The organism is Micromonospora sp. NPDC049374, from assembly GCF_040677165.1.
Lineage (GTDB): Bacteria > Actinomycetota > Actinomycetes > Mycobacteriales > Micromonosporaceae > Micromonospora.
This window is the reverse complement of record NZ_JBFAQH010000003.1, coordinates 249,844-263,393: the sequence shown is the minus strand read 5'-3', so window position 1 is coordinate 263,393 and position 13,550 is coordinate 249,844. Positions and strand designations below refer to the sequence as shown.

Sequence of the window (13,550 nt, the reverse complement as noted above, 5' to 3'; positions counted from 1 at the left end):
CTGGTGTCCGCTTGTGGGGCCCGATGCTTAATTCGTCCTTAAGGGCCCGATATCGCCACCAACGGCACTCCCGTCACCTATCGTGAGGTCTTGCACGGGGGCTAGCACCCTCATTTGTCGCTTTTCGAGGCCAGAACCATCTGCGGGCGCGGCGCGACCACAGGGTGGATGAGTGGTAACCCACCCGGACAGCCCGGGGGTGGCGGGATAGACGATGCGCGGATTCGCGTGGCAGGGAGGCCACATACATGAGGATCCTGGTGACCGGTGGTGCTGGCTTCATCGGGTCGCACTTCACCCGGTGCCTACTGGACGGACGCTACCTCGGCTTCGAAGGCAGCGCTGTCACAGTGCTGGACAAACTCACGTACGCCAGTAATCGCAGGAATCTGCCCGCCACCCATCCGCGGCTGAGCTTCATTCGGGGCGACATCGCCGACGAGTCGCTTCTGCGCGATGTGGTGCCGGGCCACGACGTGGTGGTGCACTTCGCGGCCGAATCGCACGTCGACCGGTCGATCGACGATCCTTCGCCATTCTTCGAAAGCAACGTGATGGGATCGCACCGGCTGATGGCCGAATGCGTCCGCAGCGGTGTCAGCCGCGTCGTGCACGTCTCCACCGACGAGGTGTACGGCTCGATCGCGGAGGGCTCCTGGGACGAGCGCTGCCTGCTCGAACCGAACTCCCCGTACGCTGCCTCCAAGGCCGCGAGCGACTGCGTGGTGCGTTCCTACTGGCGGACCTACGACCTGGACGTGTCGATCACCAGGTGTGCCAACAACTACGGGCCGTACCAGCACGTGGAGAAGGTCATCCCACGCTTCGTGACCAGCCTGCTCTCCGGTCGGGACATCACCCTGCACGGCGACGGTAGCGCGGTACGGGAGTGGTTGCACGTCGATGACCACTGCCGGGCCATCGCGCTCGTGTTGGCCAAGGGGCGCGCCGGCGAGGTCTACAACATCGGTGGCGATGTCGAGTTGACCAATCGGGACCTGGCCGAGCGGATCCTGCTACTGGCCGGTGCCGACTGGGACCGGGTCCGGTACGTCGCCGACCGGAAGGTGCAGGACCAGCGTTACTCGCTCGACTTCCGCAAGATCTCCGAGGAGTTGGCCTACGAGCCACGGATCAAGTTCGCCGACGGGCTGGCCGAGGTCTTCCAGTGGTACCGGGAAAACCGAGACTGGTGGGCCTCGACCTGTCCGGAGCCCCGCTCGGCGGGTGCCGAACTGACCCGCTCGGTGGCGGATCTGCCGGTCGGCTGGGAGTTCCCAGTGCAGGTCGGCTGAGCGATCAGCGCCCTTCGGCGTCGTCCATGGCGCGATAGATGCGCTGATCCGAGATCGGGTACGGGGTGCCCAGGGCCTGCGCGAAGATACTCACGCGCAGCTCCTCGATCATCCAGCGGATCTGCCGCACGGCGACGGAGTTGCGTCGGGCCGGCGGGAGTATGGCGAGCATCTCGTCGTACTCCCGCTGCACCACCGCCACGCGGTCCTGCTGCTGTTTGTCCCGCGCCGGATTGCTCGGCAGCCGGTCCAGCCGGCGCTCGATCGCGGTCAGGTAGCGCAGCAGGTCGGGCAGCCGGGCGTACCCGGCCTCGGTGATGAAGCCGGCGTGCACGAGGCCGGTGAGCTGGTTGCGGATGTCGGCCAGGGCGGCCACCACGGCCAGGTTCCTGGTCGCGCCGAGGCGCTGCTGCACCGCGTACGCGGTGGCGAGCACCGCCCGGACCCGGTCCATCACCGCCACCACCGTGTCGACCAGCTCGGCCCGGACCTTCTCGCGTAGCGCGGCGAAGCCCGCCTCGTCCCAGGCCGGGCCGCCCGCGTCGACGATCAGCTTGTCGATGGCCGCGCCGGCCGCGTCCTCGATCAACGCCTGCACCCCGCCGTGCGGGTTACGGGACAACGCCAGCTTCGCCTCGTTGGTCAGCCGCCCCTGAAGGAACTTCGCCGGCGACGGCACGGTCAGCCGCAGCAGCCGACGGGTGCCGGCCCAGTGCGCGGCCTCCTGCTCGGCCGGGGAGTCGAACACCTTCACCCCGACCGTGGCGCCCTCGTCCACAAGCGCCGGGTAGGCAGTCACCGCGTACCCGGCCCGTACCTGCTCGATGGTGCGCGGCAGCGTACCGATCTCCCAGCCGGTCAGCCCCGAACGGGACACCTCCGGCGCGGCGGCGGCCACCACCTGGCGTACCTCCGCCTTGAGCTGACGTTGCAGGGCCGGCAGATCCTTGCCCTCGGCGACCGGTTTGTCGTCGTCACCGAGCACCCGGAAGGTGACCCGCAGATGCGGCGGCAGCCTGCCCAGATCCCAGGCGTCCCTCGGCACGCTCACCCCGGTCATCCGCCGCAACTGCCGGGTCAACGCGTCCAGCAGCGGCTCCTCGCCCGGGGTGATCGCGGCCAGCGCGGCGCGGGCGTAGTCGGGCACCGGCACGAAGTTGCGCCGGATCGGCTTCGGCAGCGACCGGATCAGCGCCACCACCAGTTCCTCACGCAGCCCCGGCACCTGCCAGTCGAAGCTCTCGGCGGGCACCTGGTTGAGCAACGGCAACGGGATGTCCACCGTCACGCCGTCGGTCGCCGTACCCGGGTCGAACGTGTACGTCAGCGGCAGCGCCACCCCCTCGGCCCGCCACTCGTCGGGGAAGTCGGCCTCGTCCAGCCCACCCCGGCCCGCGTTGACAAGCAGCTCCCGGGTGAAGGTGAGCAGCTCGGGCCGCTCCCGCCGGGTCGTCTTCCACCAACTGTCGAAATGCCGCCCGGAGACCACCTCGGCCGGGATCCGCTCGTCGTAGAACTGGAAGATGGTCTCGTCGTCGACCAGGATGTCGCGTCGCCGGGCGCGGTTCTCCAACTCCTCCACCTCGGTCAGCAGCCGCTGGTTGTCCCGCCAGAACTGGTGGTGGGTGGACCAGTCGCCCTCCACCAGCGCGTGCCGGATGAACAGCTCCCGGCTCAGCGTCGGGTCGATCCGACCGAAGTTGACCTTGCGGGAGGTGACAAGCGGGACGCCGAAGAGGGTGACCTTCTCGTACGCCATCACCGCCGCCTGCTTCTTCTCCCAGTGCGGCTCGCTGTAGCTGCGCTTGACCAGGTGCTGGGCGAGCGGTTCGACCCACTCCGGTTCGATCCGCCCGTTCACCCGCCCCCACAGCCGGGAGGTCTCCACCAGCTCGGCGGCCATCACCCAGCGGGGTGGCTTGCGGAACAGCGCCGAACCCGGGAACAGGGCGAACTTCGCCCCTCGCGCCCCCAGGTACTCGTGCTTCTGCGCGTCCTTGAGGCCGATGTGCGACAGCAGACCGGGCAGCAGCGACTGGTGCACCTTCGGTGTGTCGATCTCCTCCGGCAGGTCCGCGCCGGCCTGGCGTCGCCCGCCGCCGTCGGGCGCGCCGTCCGTGGCGCCCCGCCGGCCGCGTCCCCGGTTCCTGTCGTCAGGGGTACGCAGGACCTGCCGCAACTGACTGACGATGTCCTGCCACTCTCGGACCCGCAGGTAGTTGAGGTACTCGGCCCGACACATCCGGCGGAACGCGCTGGAGGAGAGCGCCCGCTGCTGCTCCCGCAGGTACCGCCACAGGTTGAGGTACGCGACGAAGTCGGACTCCTTGTCGGCGAACCGGGCGTGCGCCTGGTCGGCCTGGGCCTGCTTGTCCGCCGGCCGCTCACGCGGATCCTGGATCGACAGGGCCGCGGCGATCACCATCACCTCGGTGGCGCAGCCGTTGCGTTCGCCCTCCAGCACCATCCGGGCCAGCCGGGGGTCGACCGGCAGCTGGGCCAGCCGCCGGCCGAGGGTGGTGAGGCGTTTCGTCGGCTCGGTCTCGGCCGGGTCGATGGCACCCAACTCGTGCAGCAGGTTCACCCCGTCGGTGACATTGCGGCGGTCCGGCGGGTCGATGAACGGGAACGCGGCGATGTCGCCCAGGCCGATGGCGGTCATCTGGAGGATGACCGAGGCCAGGTTGGTCCGCAGGATCTCCGGGTCGGTGAACTCGGGACGGGAGTCGAAGTCCTGCTCGTCGTAGAGCCGGACGCAGATGCCGTCCGAGGTACGCCCGCAGCGGCCCTTGCGCTGGTTGGCGCTGGCCTGGGAGATCGCCTCGATCGGCAGCCGCTGCACCTTCAGCCGCTGCGAGTAGCGGGAGATCCGGGCGGTGCCGGGATCCACCACGTACTTGATGCCGGGTACGGTCAGCGAGGTCTCCGCCACGTTCGTGGCCAGCACCACCCGCCGCCCGCCGTGCGGGGCGAAGACCCGGTGCTGCTCGGCGACGCTGAGTCGGGCGTACAGCGGCAGGATCTCGGTGCCGAGCAGCGACCGCTTGTTCTGCACCAGCTTGCCCAGCGCCTCGGCGGTGTCCCGGATCTCCCGCTCACCGCTGAGGAAGACCAGGATGTCGCCCGGCCCCTCGGCGGCCAACTCCTCGACGGCGTCGCCGATGGCCTGGATCTGGTCGCGGACGTTCTCCTCGTCCGCGTCCTCCTCGTCGCCGTCGGCGACCTCGACCAGTGGCCGGTAGCGCACCTCGACCGGGTAGGTCCGGCCGGAGACCTCCACCACCGGCGCCGGCTCGCCGTCGGGATGCTCGGCGGTCGGTGGCCCGGCGAAGTGCCGCGCGAACCGGTCCGTCTCGATGGTCGCCGAAGTGATGATCACCTTGAGGTCGGGACGGCGCGGCAGGAGCTGCCTGAGGTACCCGAGAATGAAGTCGATGTTGAGGCTGCGCTCGTGCGCCTCGTCGATGATCAGCGTGTCGTACTGGCGCAGCATCCGGTCGGTCTGCAACTCGGCCAGCAGGATGCCGTCGGTCATCAGCTTGACCAGGCTGTTCTCGCCCACCTGGTCGGTGAAGCGCACCTTGTAGCCGACCACGTCACCGAGCTCGGTGCCCAACTCCTCGGCGATCCGATCGGCCACCGTACGCGCGGCCAGCCGCCGAGGCTGGGTGTGGCCGATCAGTCCGTGCACGCCGCGCCCCAGCTCCAGGCAGATCTTCGGCAGCTGGGTGGTCTTGCCCGAGCCGGTCTCGCCCGCCACGATCACCACCTGGTGGTCGCGGATCGCCGCGGCGATGTCATCCTTGCGCTCGCTCACCGGCAGACTGGCGGGGTAGACGATCTTCGGTACCGCGGCTTTCCGCCGCTCCAGCCGACCCTCAGCCGCCGCCGTCTCGGCGACGATCTCCGCCAGCACCGACTCGCGTCGCTGCGGGTCGCGTAGCTTCCGCAGCCCGTCGAGTCGACGGCGCAGGTGCCGCTGGTCGCGGAACATCAGCGGGGAGAGGCGACGCTGCAACTCCCGAACGGGATCGGTCGCGGCGGGTGAGGCTGGATTCTGCATGTCGTCGCCAAGGATAGGCAGCCGCTGCCCGGTCCGCCTCCTGGTTACCCGGGCCCTGCTCCGGGCTACTCCGGCCGGGCTGGGCTGGCCGGGTTGGGGGCCGGTCGCGACGTGGCCCCCGGGCCTGGTCGGCGCGCGGTGGTGTGCGGCCGGAGGTTGGCCGCCGCGCCCCCTTTGCTCTGCTTCACCCGGCGCAACGGTTGCGGCCTCGAGTTGATGCGTGGGTTGAAGCAGAAGTCATTAGGAGGCGGTGTGGTGGCACCAGCGCGGCGGAGGTCTATCGTTGGGCGCCGAGTTGGGAACGGAACGCGGGGACGCCGATGACGATGCGGGACACCGACCGGGCACTGGTGCAGGCTGCCAGCGCGGTGGCAAAGCTACGTTGCCGCAGCGCAGCCCACACTCTCGCGACGGCGGCCCGTACCGCTGACGGCCGGGTGATCTCCGCCGTGAACGTGGCGCGCGCGACCGGCGGGGCCTGCCCCGAGGTGGTGGCTCTCGCGACCGCCGCCACCCAGGGCGTGGGGGAACTGGAGACCATTGTCACGGTCGGCGACCGGGGCAGGATCGTGGTCACCCCCTGCGACGCCTGCAGCCACCTGCTGCTCGACCACTTCCCCGCGTTACGCGTCATCGTCGGTCCGCCCGAGAACCCAAAGGTCCTGCCCCTCGCCGACCTGCCCCAGCACCCTGGACGAGCGGGGTCGGGCGTCGCTGCCCCTGGATAACTCCGGAACGCGGCGGGCCGGCCGGGGCGACGTGACCGCGCGGCGCGGTGGGCGGACCGGTGGTGGCGGAGGGCTGCACCTGGGCCCGAGCGGGGGGTGGCTGGGCCCAGGTGCGGGCCGGGTGGGGCCCAGAGCGGCCGGGTCGGAAGGTCGAGAGCTCTGAATGGGACAGTCCCGCCTCGCCCACCGGACATCCGGCCGCGGCCGGTGGTCGCTAAGCGGCGGCGGACCAGATGGCGCGGAAGGCGGCGGCCTCGCCGGCGAGCCAGCGTTCGATCTCGTCGGGCCGGGCGTTGTCGGGCATCCGGTGGGTGATGCCCCGACGCACGTCGACCAGGACCGGCTCGGCGTGCGGGAGAACGGCGTCCATGTGACGGGTGGTCAGGTGCAGTGCCGCCAGTGTGGCCTCCTCGCTGGGCGGGGCCTCGTCGAAGTGCAGGCGCACCGCCTCGGCGCGACCGTCGGCGTACCGGATGCCGAAGTGGGGGTTGATCTTGATGGGAAGGTCGCCGAGCATGGCCAGTGCGTCGCGGGTCTGGGCCAGGTCGACCCCGGCAGGCTCGCCGAGCGAGTGCAGCCACGCCGTCGCGCCGGGCACGAGCGCCTGGTAGAGCGGGCGCCACCGGGGCTTGACCACGTCGACCACCTGCGCGAGGTGGGTGCCGCCGGTGTGGAAGGCGATGTCGGCCTTGAGTGCCTTGACGAACTGGCCGTGCGGGTTGAACCCGGAGCGGCTCGCCCGCTGCCGGCGCAGGCCGCCGACGAAGCTGGCCTTGGTCGGCCCGGTGCGGTCGACGTACCGGGTGAAACCGAGGAGGGTGGCGTACGGCGTGAGGGGGGCGGGAATGGGCGCGGTCACGAGCATCCTCCCAGGTCAGGAACTCGATTAGTACATACATTCTAATCGACGGCCCTGACATCGCCCAGGGTACGAAAGGGGCCGCCCGGGCATCCCGGACGGCCCCTCGTACGAAAAATTTCAGAGCTGGCCGACGTCGGTGATCCGGACGACGGCGGCGCCCGCCTCGTCGGAGGCGGCCAGGTCGACTTCGGCGCTGATGCCCCAGTCGTGGTCGCCCTCCGGGTCGTCCAGGATCTGCCGCACCGTCCAGCGCTCCCGACCCTGCTCGATCATCAGCAGCGCCGGGCCGCGGGCGTCCGGGCCCGTCCCGATGCCGTCGTACGACTCGAAGTAGGGCTCCAGCGCGTCGGCCCAGGCGTCGGCGGGCCAACCGGAGTCCGCGTCCAACTCGCCCAGCGCGTCCCACCGCCGTAGCGCGGCCAACTCGACCCGCCGGAACAGGGCGTTGCGCACCAGTACCCGGAACGCCCGCAGGTTGCGGGTCACCGCCGCCGGGCGGTCGTCCAGTGCGGCGGCCACCTCGGGCAGGTCGGTCGGGTTGCGCAGCCGCTCCCACTCGTCGATGAGGCTGGAGTCGACCTGGCGGACCAGCTCACCCAACCATTCGATCAGGTCGACAAGTTCCTCGGTCTTGGCCTCCTCGGGCACCGTCTGCCGCAGCGTCTTGTACGCGTCGGCCAGGTAGCGCAGCACCAGGCCCTCCGAGCGGGTCAGCCCGTAGAACTGCACGAACTCGGTGAAGGTCATCGCCCGTTCGTACATGTCCCGCACGACCGACTTGGGGGAGAGCTGGTGATCGGCCACCCAGGGGTGCCCGCGCCGGTACATCTCGTAGGCGTTCTCCAGCAGCTCGGCGAGCGGCTTGGGCCAGGTCACCTCGTCGAGCAGTTCGAGCCGGGCCTCGTACTCGATGCCCTCGGCCTTCATCGCGGCGACCGCCTCGCCGCGGGCCTTGAACTGTTGGGCGGAGAGCACCTGGCGCGGGTCGTCGAGGATCGACTCGATCACCGACAGCACATCCAGGGCGTACGACGGTGACTCGCTGTCCAGCAGCTCGATGGTGGCCAGCGCGAGCGGTGACAGCGGCTGGTTGAGCGCGAAGTCGAGTTGCAGGTCGACGGTGAGCCGGACCCGGCGCCCGGTCTCGTCCGGCTCGGGCAGTTCCTCGACCACGCCGCCGGCCCGCAACGCCCGGTAGATGGCGATGGCCCGGCGGATGTGCCGGCGCTGCGCCGCCGCGTCCTCGTGGTTGTCGGTGAGCAGGTGCCGCATGGCCGCGAACGCGTCGCCGGGGCGGCCGATGACGTTGAGCAGCATCGAGTGGCTGACCTGGAAGCTGGAGGTGAGCGGCTCCGGTTCGGCCTCCACCAGGCGGTCGAAGGTGGGCTTGCCCCAGCCGATGGAGCCCTCCGGGGGCTTCTTGCGGACCACCTTGCGCCGCTTCTTCGGGTCGTCACCGGCCTTGGCGAGCGCCTTCTCGTTCTCGATGACGTGTTCGGGCGCCTGTACGACGACCCGGCCGATGGTGTCGAAGCCGGCTCGTCCGGCCCGGCCGGCGATCTGGTGGAACTCGCGGGCCTTGAGCAGCCGGGTGCGTACCCCGTCGTACTTCGACAGGCCGGTGAACAGCACCGTGCGGATCGGCACGTTGATGCCGACGCCGAGGGTGTCCGTACCGCAGATGACCTTGAGCAGCCCGGCCTGGGCGAGGGTCTCCACCAGCCGGCGGTACTTGGGCAGCATCCCGGCGTGGTGCACACCGATGCCGTGCCGGACCAGTCGGGACAGGGTCTTGCCGAAGCCGGAGGTGAACCGGAACCCACCGATGGCAGCCGCGATCATGTCCTTCTCGGCCCGGGTGCAGACGTTGACGCTCATCAGCGCCTGGGCGCGCTCCAGAGCGGCGGCCTGGGTGAAGTGCACGACGTACACCGGGGCCTGCTTGGTCTCCAGCAGCTCCTCAAGGGTCTCGTGCAGCGGCGTCATCGCGTACGAGAAGAGCAGCGGGACCGGCCGCTCGGCCGAGCGGACGACGGCGGTCGGCCGACCGGTACGCCGGGCCAGATCGTCGACGAACCGGGTGGTGTCGCCCAGCGTGGCCGACATCAGCACGAACTGGGCCTGCGGCAGCTCGATCAGCGGCACCTGCCAGGCCCAGCCCCGGTCGGGTTCGGCGTAGAAGTGGAACTCGTCCATGACCACCTGGCCGACGTCGGCCCGGCTGCCCTCGCGTAGCGCCAGGTTGGCCAGGATCTCCGCGGTGCAGCAGATGATCGGGGCGTCGGCGTTGACGCTGGCGTCGCCGGTGAGCATGCCGACGTTCTCGGCACCGAAGACCTCACAGAGCGCGAAGAACTTCTCCGACACGAGTGCCTTGATCGGCGCGGTGTAGAAGGTCGTCCGGTCGTCGGCCAGGGCGGCGAAGTGCGCGGCGATGGCGACCAGGCTCTTGCCCGAGCCGGTCGGCGTATTCATGATCACGTTTGCCCCGGAGACGATCTCGATGACCGCCTCCTCCTGGTGGGGGTAGAGGTCCAGGCCGCGCTCGGACGCCCAACTGGCGAACGCGTCGTAGAGGGTGTCGGGGTTGGCGGTCTTCGGCAGCGCGGCGGTGAGTGTCATGGCCGGTCCATGGTGCCTGGATCACGCGCCGGGACGCCAACCGGGGAGGGCCGGGCACCGGTAGTGGACGCCGGCCGGGCAGGGTCTGGCATCGGGCGCGGGCGCCGGCTTGCCGTCGTCGCGCTACCTCAACGGCGGCGGTAGATCAGGTCGGCGACCGGGCGGCCGGCGCGCAGCGCCCGCCGCTCGAACCGGGTCACCGGCCGGTACGCGGGCCGGGGAGCGTACCCGTCGTAGGCGTTGACCAGGCCCGGGTCGGCGTCCAGCGTCGCCCGCATCGACTCGGCGTACTCCGCCCAGTCGGTGGCGCAGTGCAGCGTGCCGCCGACAGCCAACCGGGAACGCAACCGCGCCACATGCGTCGGCTGGATCAGCCGCCGCTTGTGGTGGCGGGACTTCGGCCACGGGTCCGGGAAGAAGACGTGTACCGCGTCCAGCGAGGCGGCTGGCAGCAGATCGAGCAACTCCACGGCGTCGCCCTCGACGATCCGGACATTGCCCAGGTCACGAAGGTGGACCAGGTCCAGCAGGTTCGCGATTCCCGGGGTGTGCACCTCGACCGCCAGATAATCTCGATCCGGGTCGGCGGCGGCCATCTCGGCGGTCGTGTCGCCCATGCCGGATCCGATCTCGACCACCAGTGGGGCCCGGCGGCCGAACAGGCCGACGGGATCGAACGGGTCGACGTCGGCGACGCGCAGCCCGTACCGCGGCCAGAGCTGTTCCAACGCCGCCACCTGCCGGCCGCTCATCCGGCCGCGACGCGGGTGGTAGGTGCGAATGGCCCGCGCCCGGTGCGGCGCGGCGACGGCGGGGGTCGGGTCGGTGGAGGTCACAACGCACCGAGCCTACGCGAGCACCGCGCCGGACCGGATGTGATGTACGCCCGGTGGTGAGACCATCATCGGGAAAGGCAGGACCGGGTGTCCGGCAGTGCCCGGCGACCGCACCGGCGCACCGGGAGGGGGCATCGTGTCAGCAGCGACCCAGACTCGTCCGGCCCTGTCCGCTGCTCCGCTGCGTACTCTCGTGGCCTTCGCTCCGCTGCTCGCGATCGCCCTGGCCACCCCGCTGCTGACGGCGGCACCGGCCGTGGCGGCGCCCGTCCGGGCCGTCGTCGCGCCGCTCGTCGCCGGGCAACCCGGCGGTGGGCAACCCGGTGCCCCCGCGGGCGCACCGCAGCCGGGCCCGACCGTGTTCGTGGAGGTCTCGCCGAGCATGGTGGAACCGGGCCATCTGGTCGGGCTCCGGGCCAGCTGCCACGACAACTCGGTGGGCGCCATCGTCGTCTCGGACGCGTTCGGCCGGGTCGCCGTGCAGCCGCAGCGTGGGCTGCTGACCGGCACGGCGATGGTCAAGGAGCGGGTGCTCCCCGGCAACTACCGGGTCAAGCTGGAATGCCGGGGCGGCGAGACCGCGTCCACCATGATCCAGGTCGTACGCCACATGAAGCCCAGTCGAGGGCCGGCGACCGGATTCGGCGGTGGCGCCGGCAACATCAGCGCCAGTCTGCTGCTCCCCGGCGGTCTGGCGCTGACCGTCACCGGCATGGTCCTCTGGGTCACCGCGACCCGCCGTCGCGGCAGCCGACGGTGAGCCGCCATGACCGCCGCCCGCACACCCCGCCCCACAAACGTCACCGGTACGCCGGCACGCACCGGCTCCGGCCGGGCCACCCCGCGAACCGGCGCCGGCCTACCGGCCCGCCCCGCCGGTAGCCCACCCCGCCCCAGCTATCGACCCGACTTGTTCGTACCCTCGGCCAGCCCGCCGCCGGCCCCCGACGACCGTTCGGGCATGCCCCGGAACGACGACCGTTCGGGCCCCGGTTCCATGCCGCGTAACGGCGACCGTTCGGTGGGCCCCGACTCGACGCGGCCTCCGCACGGTCGGGCGGCCGTGCCGGACACCGGCTCCCGTCGCGCTCGTGCCGCGGCACCGTTCACCGATCGACGCCGTGCACCACGCAGTGCCGGCGGGTCCGGCCGCGCGGCGCACTCCGGGCGCAGCCCGTGGTCGCTGCCGCTCGCGGTGGTGCTCGTGCTGGCCGGCGTGTTCGCCACCGGCGCCGGCCTCGGGCACACCGTCGGAGGACCCCTCGACTGGACTGCCACCGGCGGTGAAGGCGGCTCCGGCGGAGCGTCGACGGTATCCGCCGGGCGTGCCGCCGCGCGGCCGGTGAGCCTGTCCATCCCGTCGATCGACGTCTCGGCACCGGTGAAGCCGGTCGGCGACGCACCGGACGGCTCGATCGCCGTGCCGCCCCTGAGTCGGCACGAGGAAACCGGTTGGTACGACCGTGGACCGGTGCCGGGAGACCCGGGGCCGGCGGTCATCGTCGGACACGTGGACACCAGGAGCGGCCCGTCGGTCTTCTACAACCTGGGCAAACTGAAGGTGGGAGACACCGTCGAGGTGGCCCGGGAGGACGACTCGGTGGCCGTGTTCACCGTGAACTCGGTGGAACACTTCCCGAAGGAACGGCTGCCCGCCGACCGGGTCTACGGCCACGAGGGCCCGCCCGGCCTGCGGCTGATCACCTGCGGCGGCGAGTGGCTCGGCGGCGGCACCGGCTACGCCGACAACGTCATCGCCTTCGCCACCCTCACCGCCACCCGCCCGTCCTGACTATTCGCCGCTACTGCTCCGGTCCAGAAGCGGTGAACGGGCGGTCGGTCAGGGGACCTGCTGGACGACCTCGAACTCCAGGAGGGTGGCACCGGAGGCGACGGGTGGCCGCCGCTCGGCTCCGGGCGGGGTGGCGTGGGCGGCTCGGGCGGGGCCGGCGGCCCAGTCCTGGTACGCCTGCTCGGTCTCCCACCGGGTGTAGACGAAGTAGCGGTTCTCGCCGGCCACCGGGCGCAGCAGTTCGAAGCCGAGGAAACCGGGGGAGTTCTCCACCGCGCGGGCCCGAGCGGCGAACCGCTTCTCCAACTCCTCGCCGCCACCGGGCGCAACGTCGATCGCGTTGATCTTCACAACTGCCATGACCTCACCCTAGCCGTGCCGCCGGGCGCGGGCGCGGTGCGCGGGTTGCGGGAAGTGGGGCTTTCCGGACGGCGGGAGAGGCCGACTTGCGGCATCTCGTGCCGCTGGGTCGGCATCGGGGCGGGCGGGGCGGGCGGGTGGTGTCCGGGCGTGGCACTCAGAAGGATTCGACGGTGGGGGTGAGGTCGGCGTCGACGACGATGGGGGCGTGGTCCGAGGGGCCCTTGCCCTTGCGGGCCTCCCGGTCCACGTACGCCGAGCGGACGGTACGGGCCAGCGGGGCCGAGGCGTACACCAGGTCGATGCGCATGCCCTTGTTCTGGTGGAACATGCCGGCCCGGTAGTCCCAGTAGGTGAACGGGTGCGGGCCCTTCATCGGGGTGGGCACCACGTCGGTGAGACCGAGATCGCGCAGCGCCGCCAGGGCGGCCCGCTCGGGCGGCGTGACGTGGGTGGAGTTGACGAACAGCGCCGGATCCCACACGTCGTCGTCGGTGGGTGCCACGTTGAAGTCACCGCAGACGGCCAGCGGCGCCCGGTTCGTCAGTTCGGTGTCCAGCGCGTCCCGCAGCGCCGCCAACCAGGCCAACTTGTACGCGTAGTGCGGGTCGTCGGGCGTGCGGCCGTTCGGCACGTACACCGACCAGACCCGCAGTCCGCCGCAGGTGGCCGAGATCGCGCGGGCCTCCGGGTCGGGGAAGCCGGGCTCGCCGGGAAACCCGACGGTGACGTCGGCCAGACCGACCCGGGACAGGATGGCGACGCCGTTCCACCGGCCGTCGCTGTGGCTGGCCACCGTGTACCCCAGCTCACCCACCTCGGTCGCCGGGAAGGCGCCGTCCGGGCACTTGGTCTCCTGGAGGCACACCACGTCCGGCCCGGTGCCGGCCAGCCAGTCGAGCAGCCGGGGCAGCCGGGCCTTCACCGAGTTCACGTTCCACGTCGCCAGGCGCATGACGCCAGCCTGCCCCATCCCGGCCCGACCCGCGCGG

The 13,550-nt window shown here is 71.1% G+C and carries 9 protein-coding genes and 1 pseudogene; 4 read left to right on the top strand and 6 right to left on the bottom strand.

The window, feature by feature from the left end:
• The first annotated feature begins 248 nt into the window (after window positions 1-248).
• Window positions 249-1,295 carry a dTDP-glucose 4,6-dehydratase gene (rfbB, locus tag AB0J93_RS07170; protein WP_363919001.1) on the top strand — a complete coding sequence of 349 codons (1,047 nt, stop codon included), beginning with the start codon at window positions 249-251 and terminating at the stop codon, window positions 1,293-1,295.
• A 4-nt stretch (window positions 1,296-1,299) separates the two neighbouring features.
• Here rfbB and hrpA read toward each other — a convergent pair whose 3' ends face one another.
• Window positions 1,300-5,358 (bottom strand): ATP-dependent RNA helicase HrpA, encoded by a 4,059-nt coding sequence (gene hrpA / locus AB0J93_RS07165; RefSeq protein ID WP_363918999.1) that lies wholly within the window; start codon window positions 5,356-5,358, stop codon window positions 1,300-1,302.
• Window positions 5,359-5,678: 320 nt separating this feature from the next.
• Here hrpA and AB0J93_RS07160 point away from each other — a divergent pair, with 320 nt between their 5' ends.
• The gene (locus AB0J93_RS07160; RefSeq protein ID WP_363918997.1) at window positions 5,679-6,086 is read left to right on the top strand and encodes a cytidine deaminase; all 408 of its coding nucleotides are present in this window, start codon (window positions 5,679-5,681) and stop codon (window positions 6,084-6,086) included.
• 214 nt (window positions 6,087-6,300) lie between these two features.
• On the opposite strand, the gene AB0J93_RS07155 is transcribed toward AB0J93_RS07160, so the two are convergent.
• The 3 genes from AB0J93_RS07155 to trmB all read right to left on the bottom strand — a co-directional run bounded on the left by AB0J93_RS07155 (window position 6,301) and on the right by trmB (window position 10,322).
• The gene (locus tag AB0J93_RS07155) at window positions 6,301-6,945 is read right to left on the bottom strand and encodes a hypothetical protein (protein WP_363918995.1); all 645 of its coding nucleotides are present in this window, start codon (window positions 6,943-6,945) and stop codon (window positions 6,301-6,303) included.
• Window positions 6,946-7,065: 120 nt separating this feature from the next.
• Window positions 7,066-9,570: a DUF3516 domain-containing protein gene (locus AB0J93_RS07150; RefSeq protein WP_363918993.1), complete on the bottom strand. Its 2,505-nt coding sequence runs from the start codon at window positions 9,568-9,570 to the stop codon at window positions 7,066-7,068.
• A 128-nt stretch (window positions 9,571-9,698) separates the two neighbouring features.
• Window positions 9,699-10,322 carry a tRNA (guanosine(46)-N7)-methyltransferase TrmB gene (trmB, locus tag AB0J93_RS07145; RefSeq protein WP_363919470.1) on the bottom strand — a complete coding sequence of 208 codons (624 nt, stop codon included), beginning with the start codon at window positions 10,320-10,322 and terminating at the stop codon, window positions 9,699-9,701.
• Between the two features lie 265 nt (window positions 10,323-10,587).
• Between trmB and AB0J93_RS07140 the strand changes: the two genes are divergently transcribed.
• Together AB0J93_RS07140 and AB0J93_RS07135 are read left to right on the top strand one after the other, a co-directional pair.
• Window positions 10,588-11,166: a hypothetical protein gene (locus AB0J93_RS07140; protein ID WP_363919468.1), complete on the top strand. Its 579-nt coding sequence runs from the start codon at window positions 10,588-10,590 to the stop codon at window positions 11,164-11,166.
• A gap of 402 nt (window positions 11,167-11,568) precedes the next feature.
• A pseudogene (locus AB0J93_RS07135) lies at window positions 11,569-12,198 on the top strand (class F sortase); the annotation flags it as partial.
• 48 nt (window positions 12,199-12,246) lie between these two features.
• Here the strand turns inward: AB0J93_RS07135 and AB0J93_RS07130 are convergent.
• Complete coding sequence (locus AB0J93_RS07130) at window positions 12,247-12,558, bottom strand: antibiotic biosynthesis monooxygenase (protein ID WP_363918991.1); 312 nt, start codon at window positions 12,556-12,558, stop codon at window positions 12,247-12,249.
• Between the two features lie 157 nt (window positions 12,559-12,715).
• Window positions 12,716-13,513 carry an exodeoxyribonuclease III gene (locus AB0J93_RS07125; protein WP_363918989.1) on the bottom strand — a complete coding sequence of 266 codons (798 nt, stop codon included), beginning with the start codon at window positions 13,511-13,513 and terminating at the stop codon, window positions 12,716-12,718.
• Window positions 13,514-13,550: the final 37 nt, after the last annotated feature.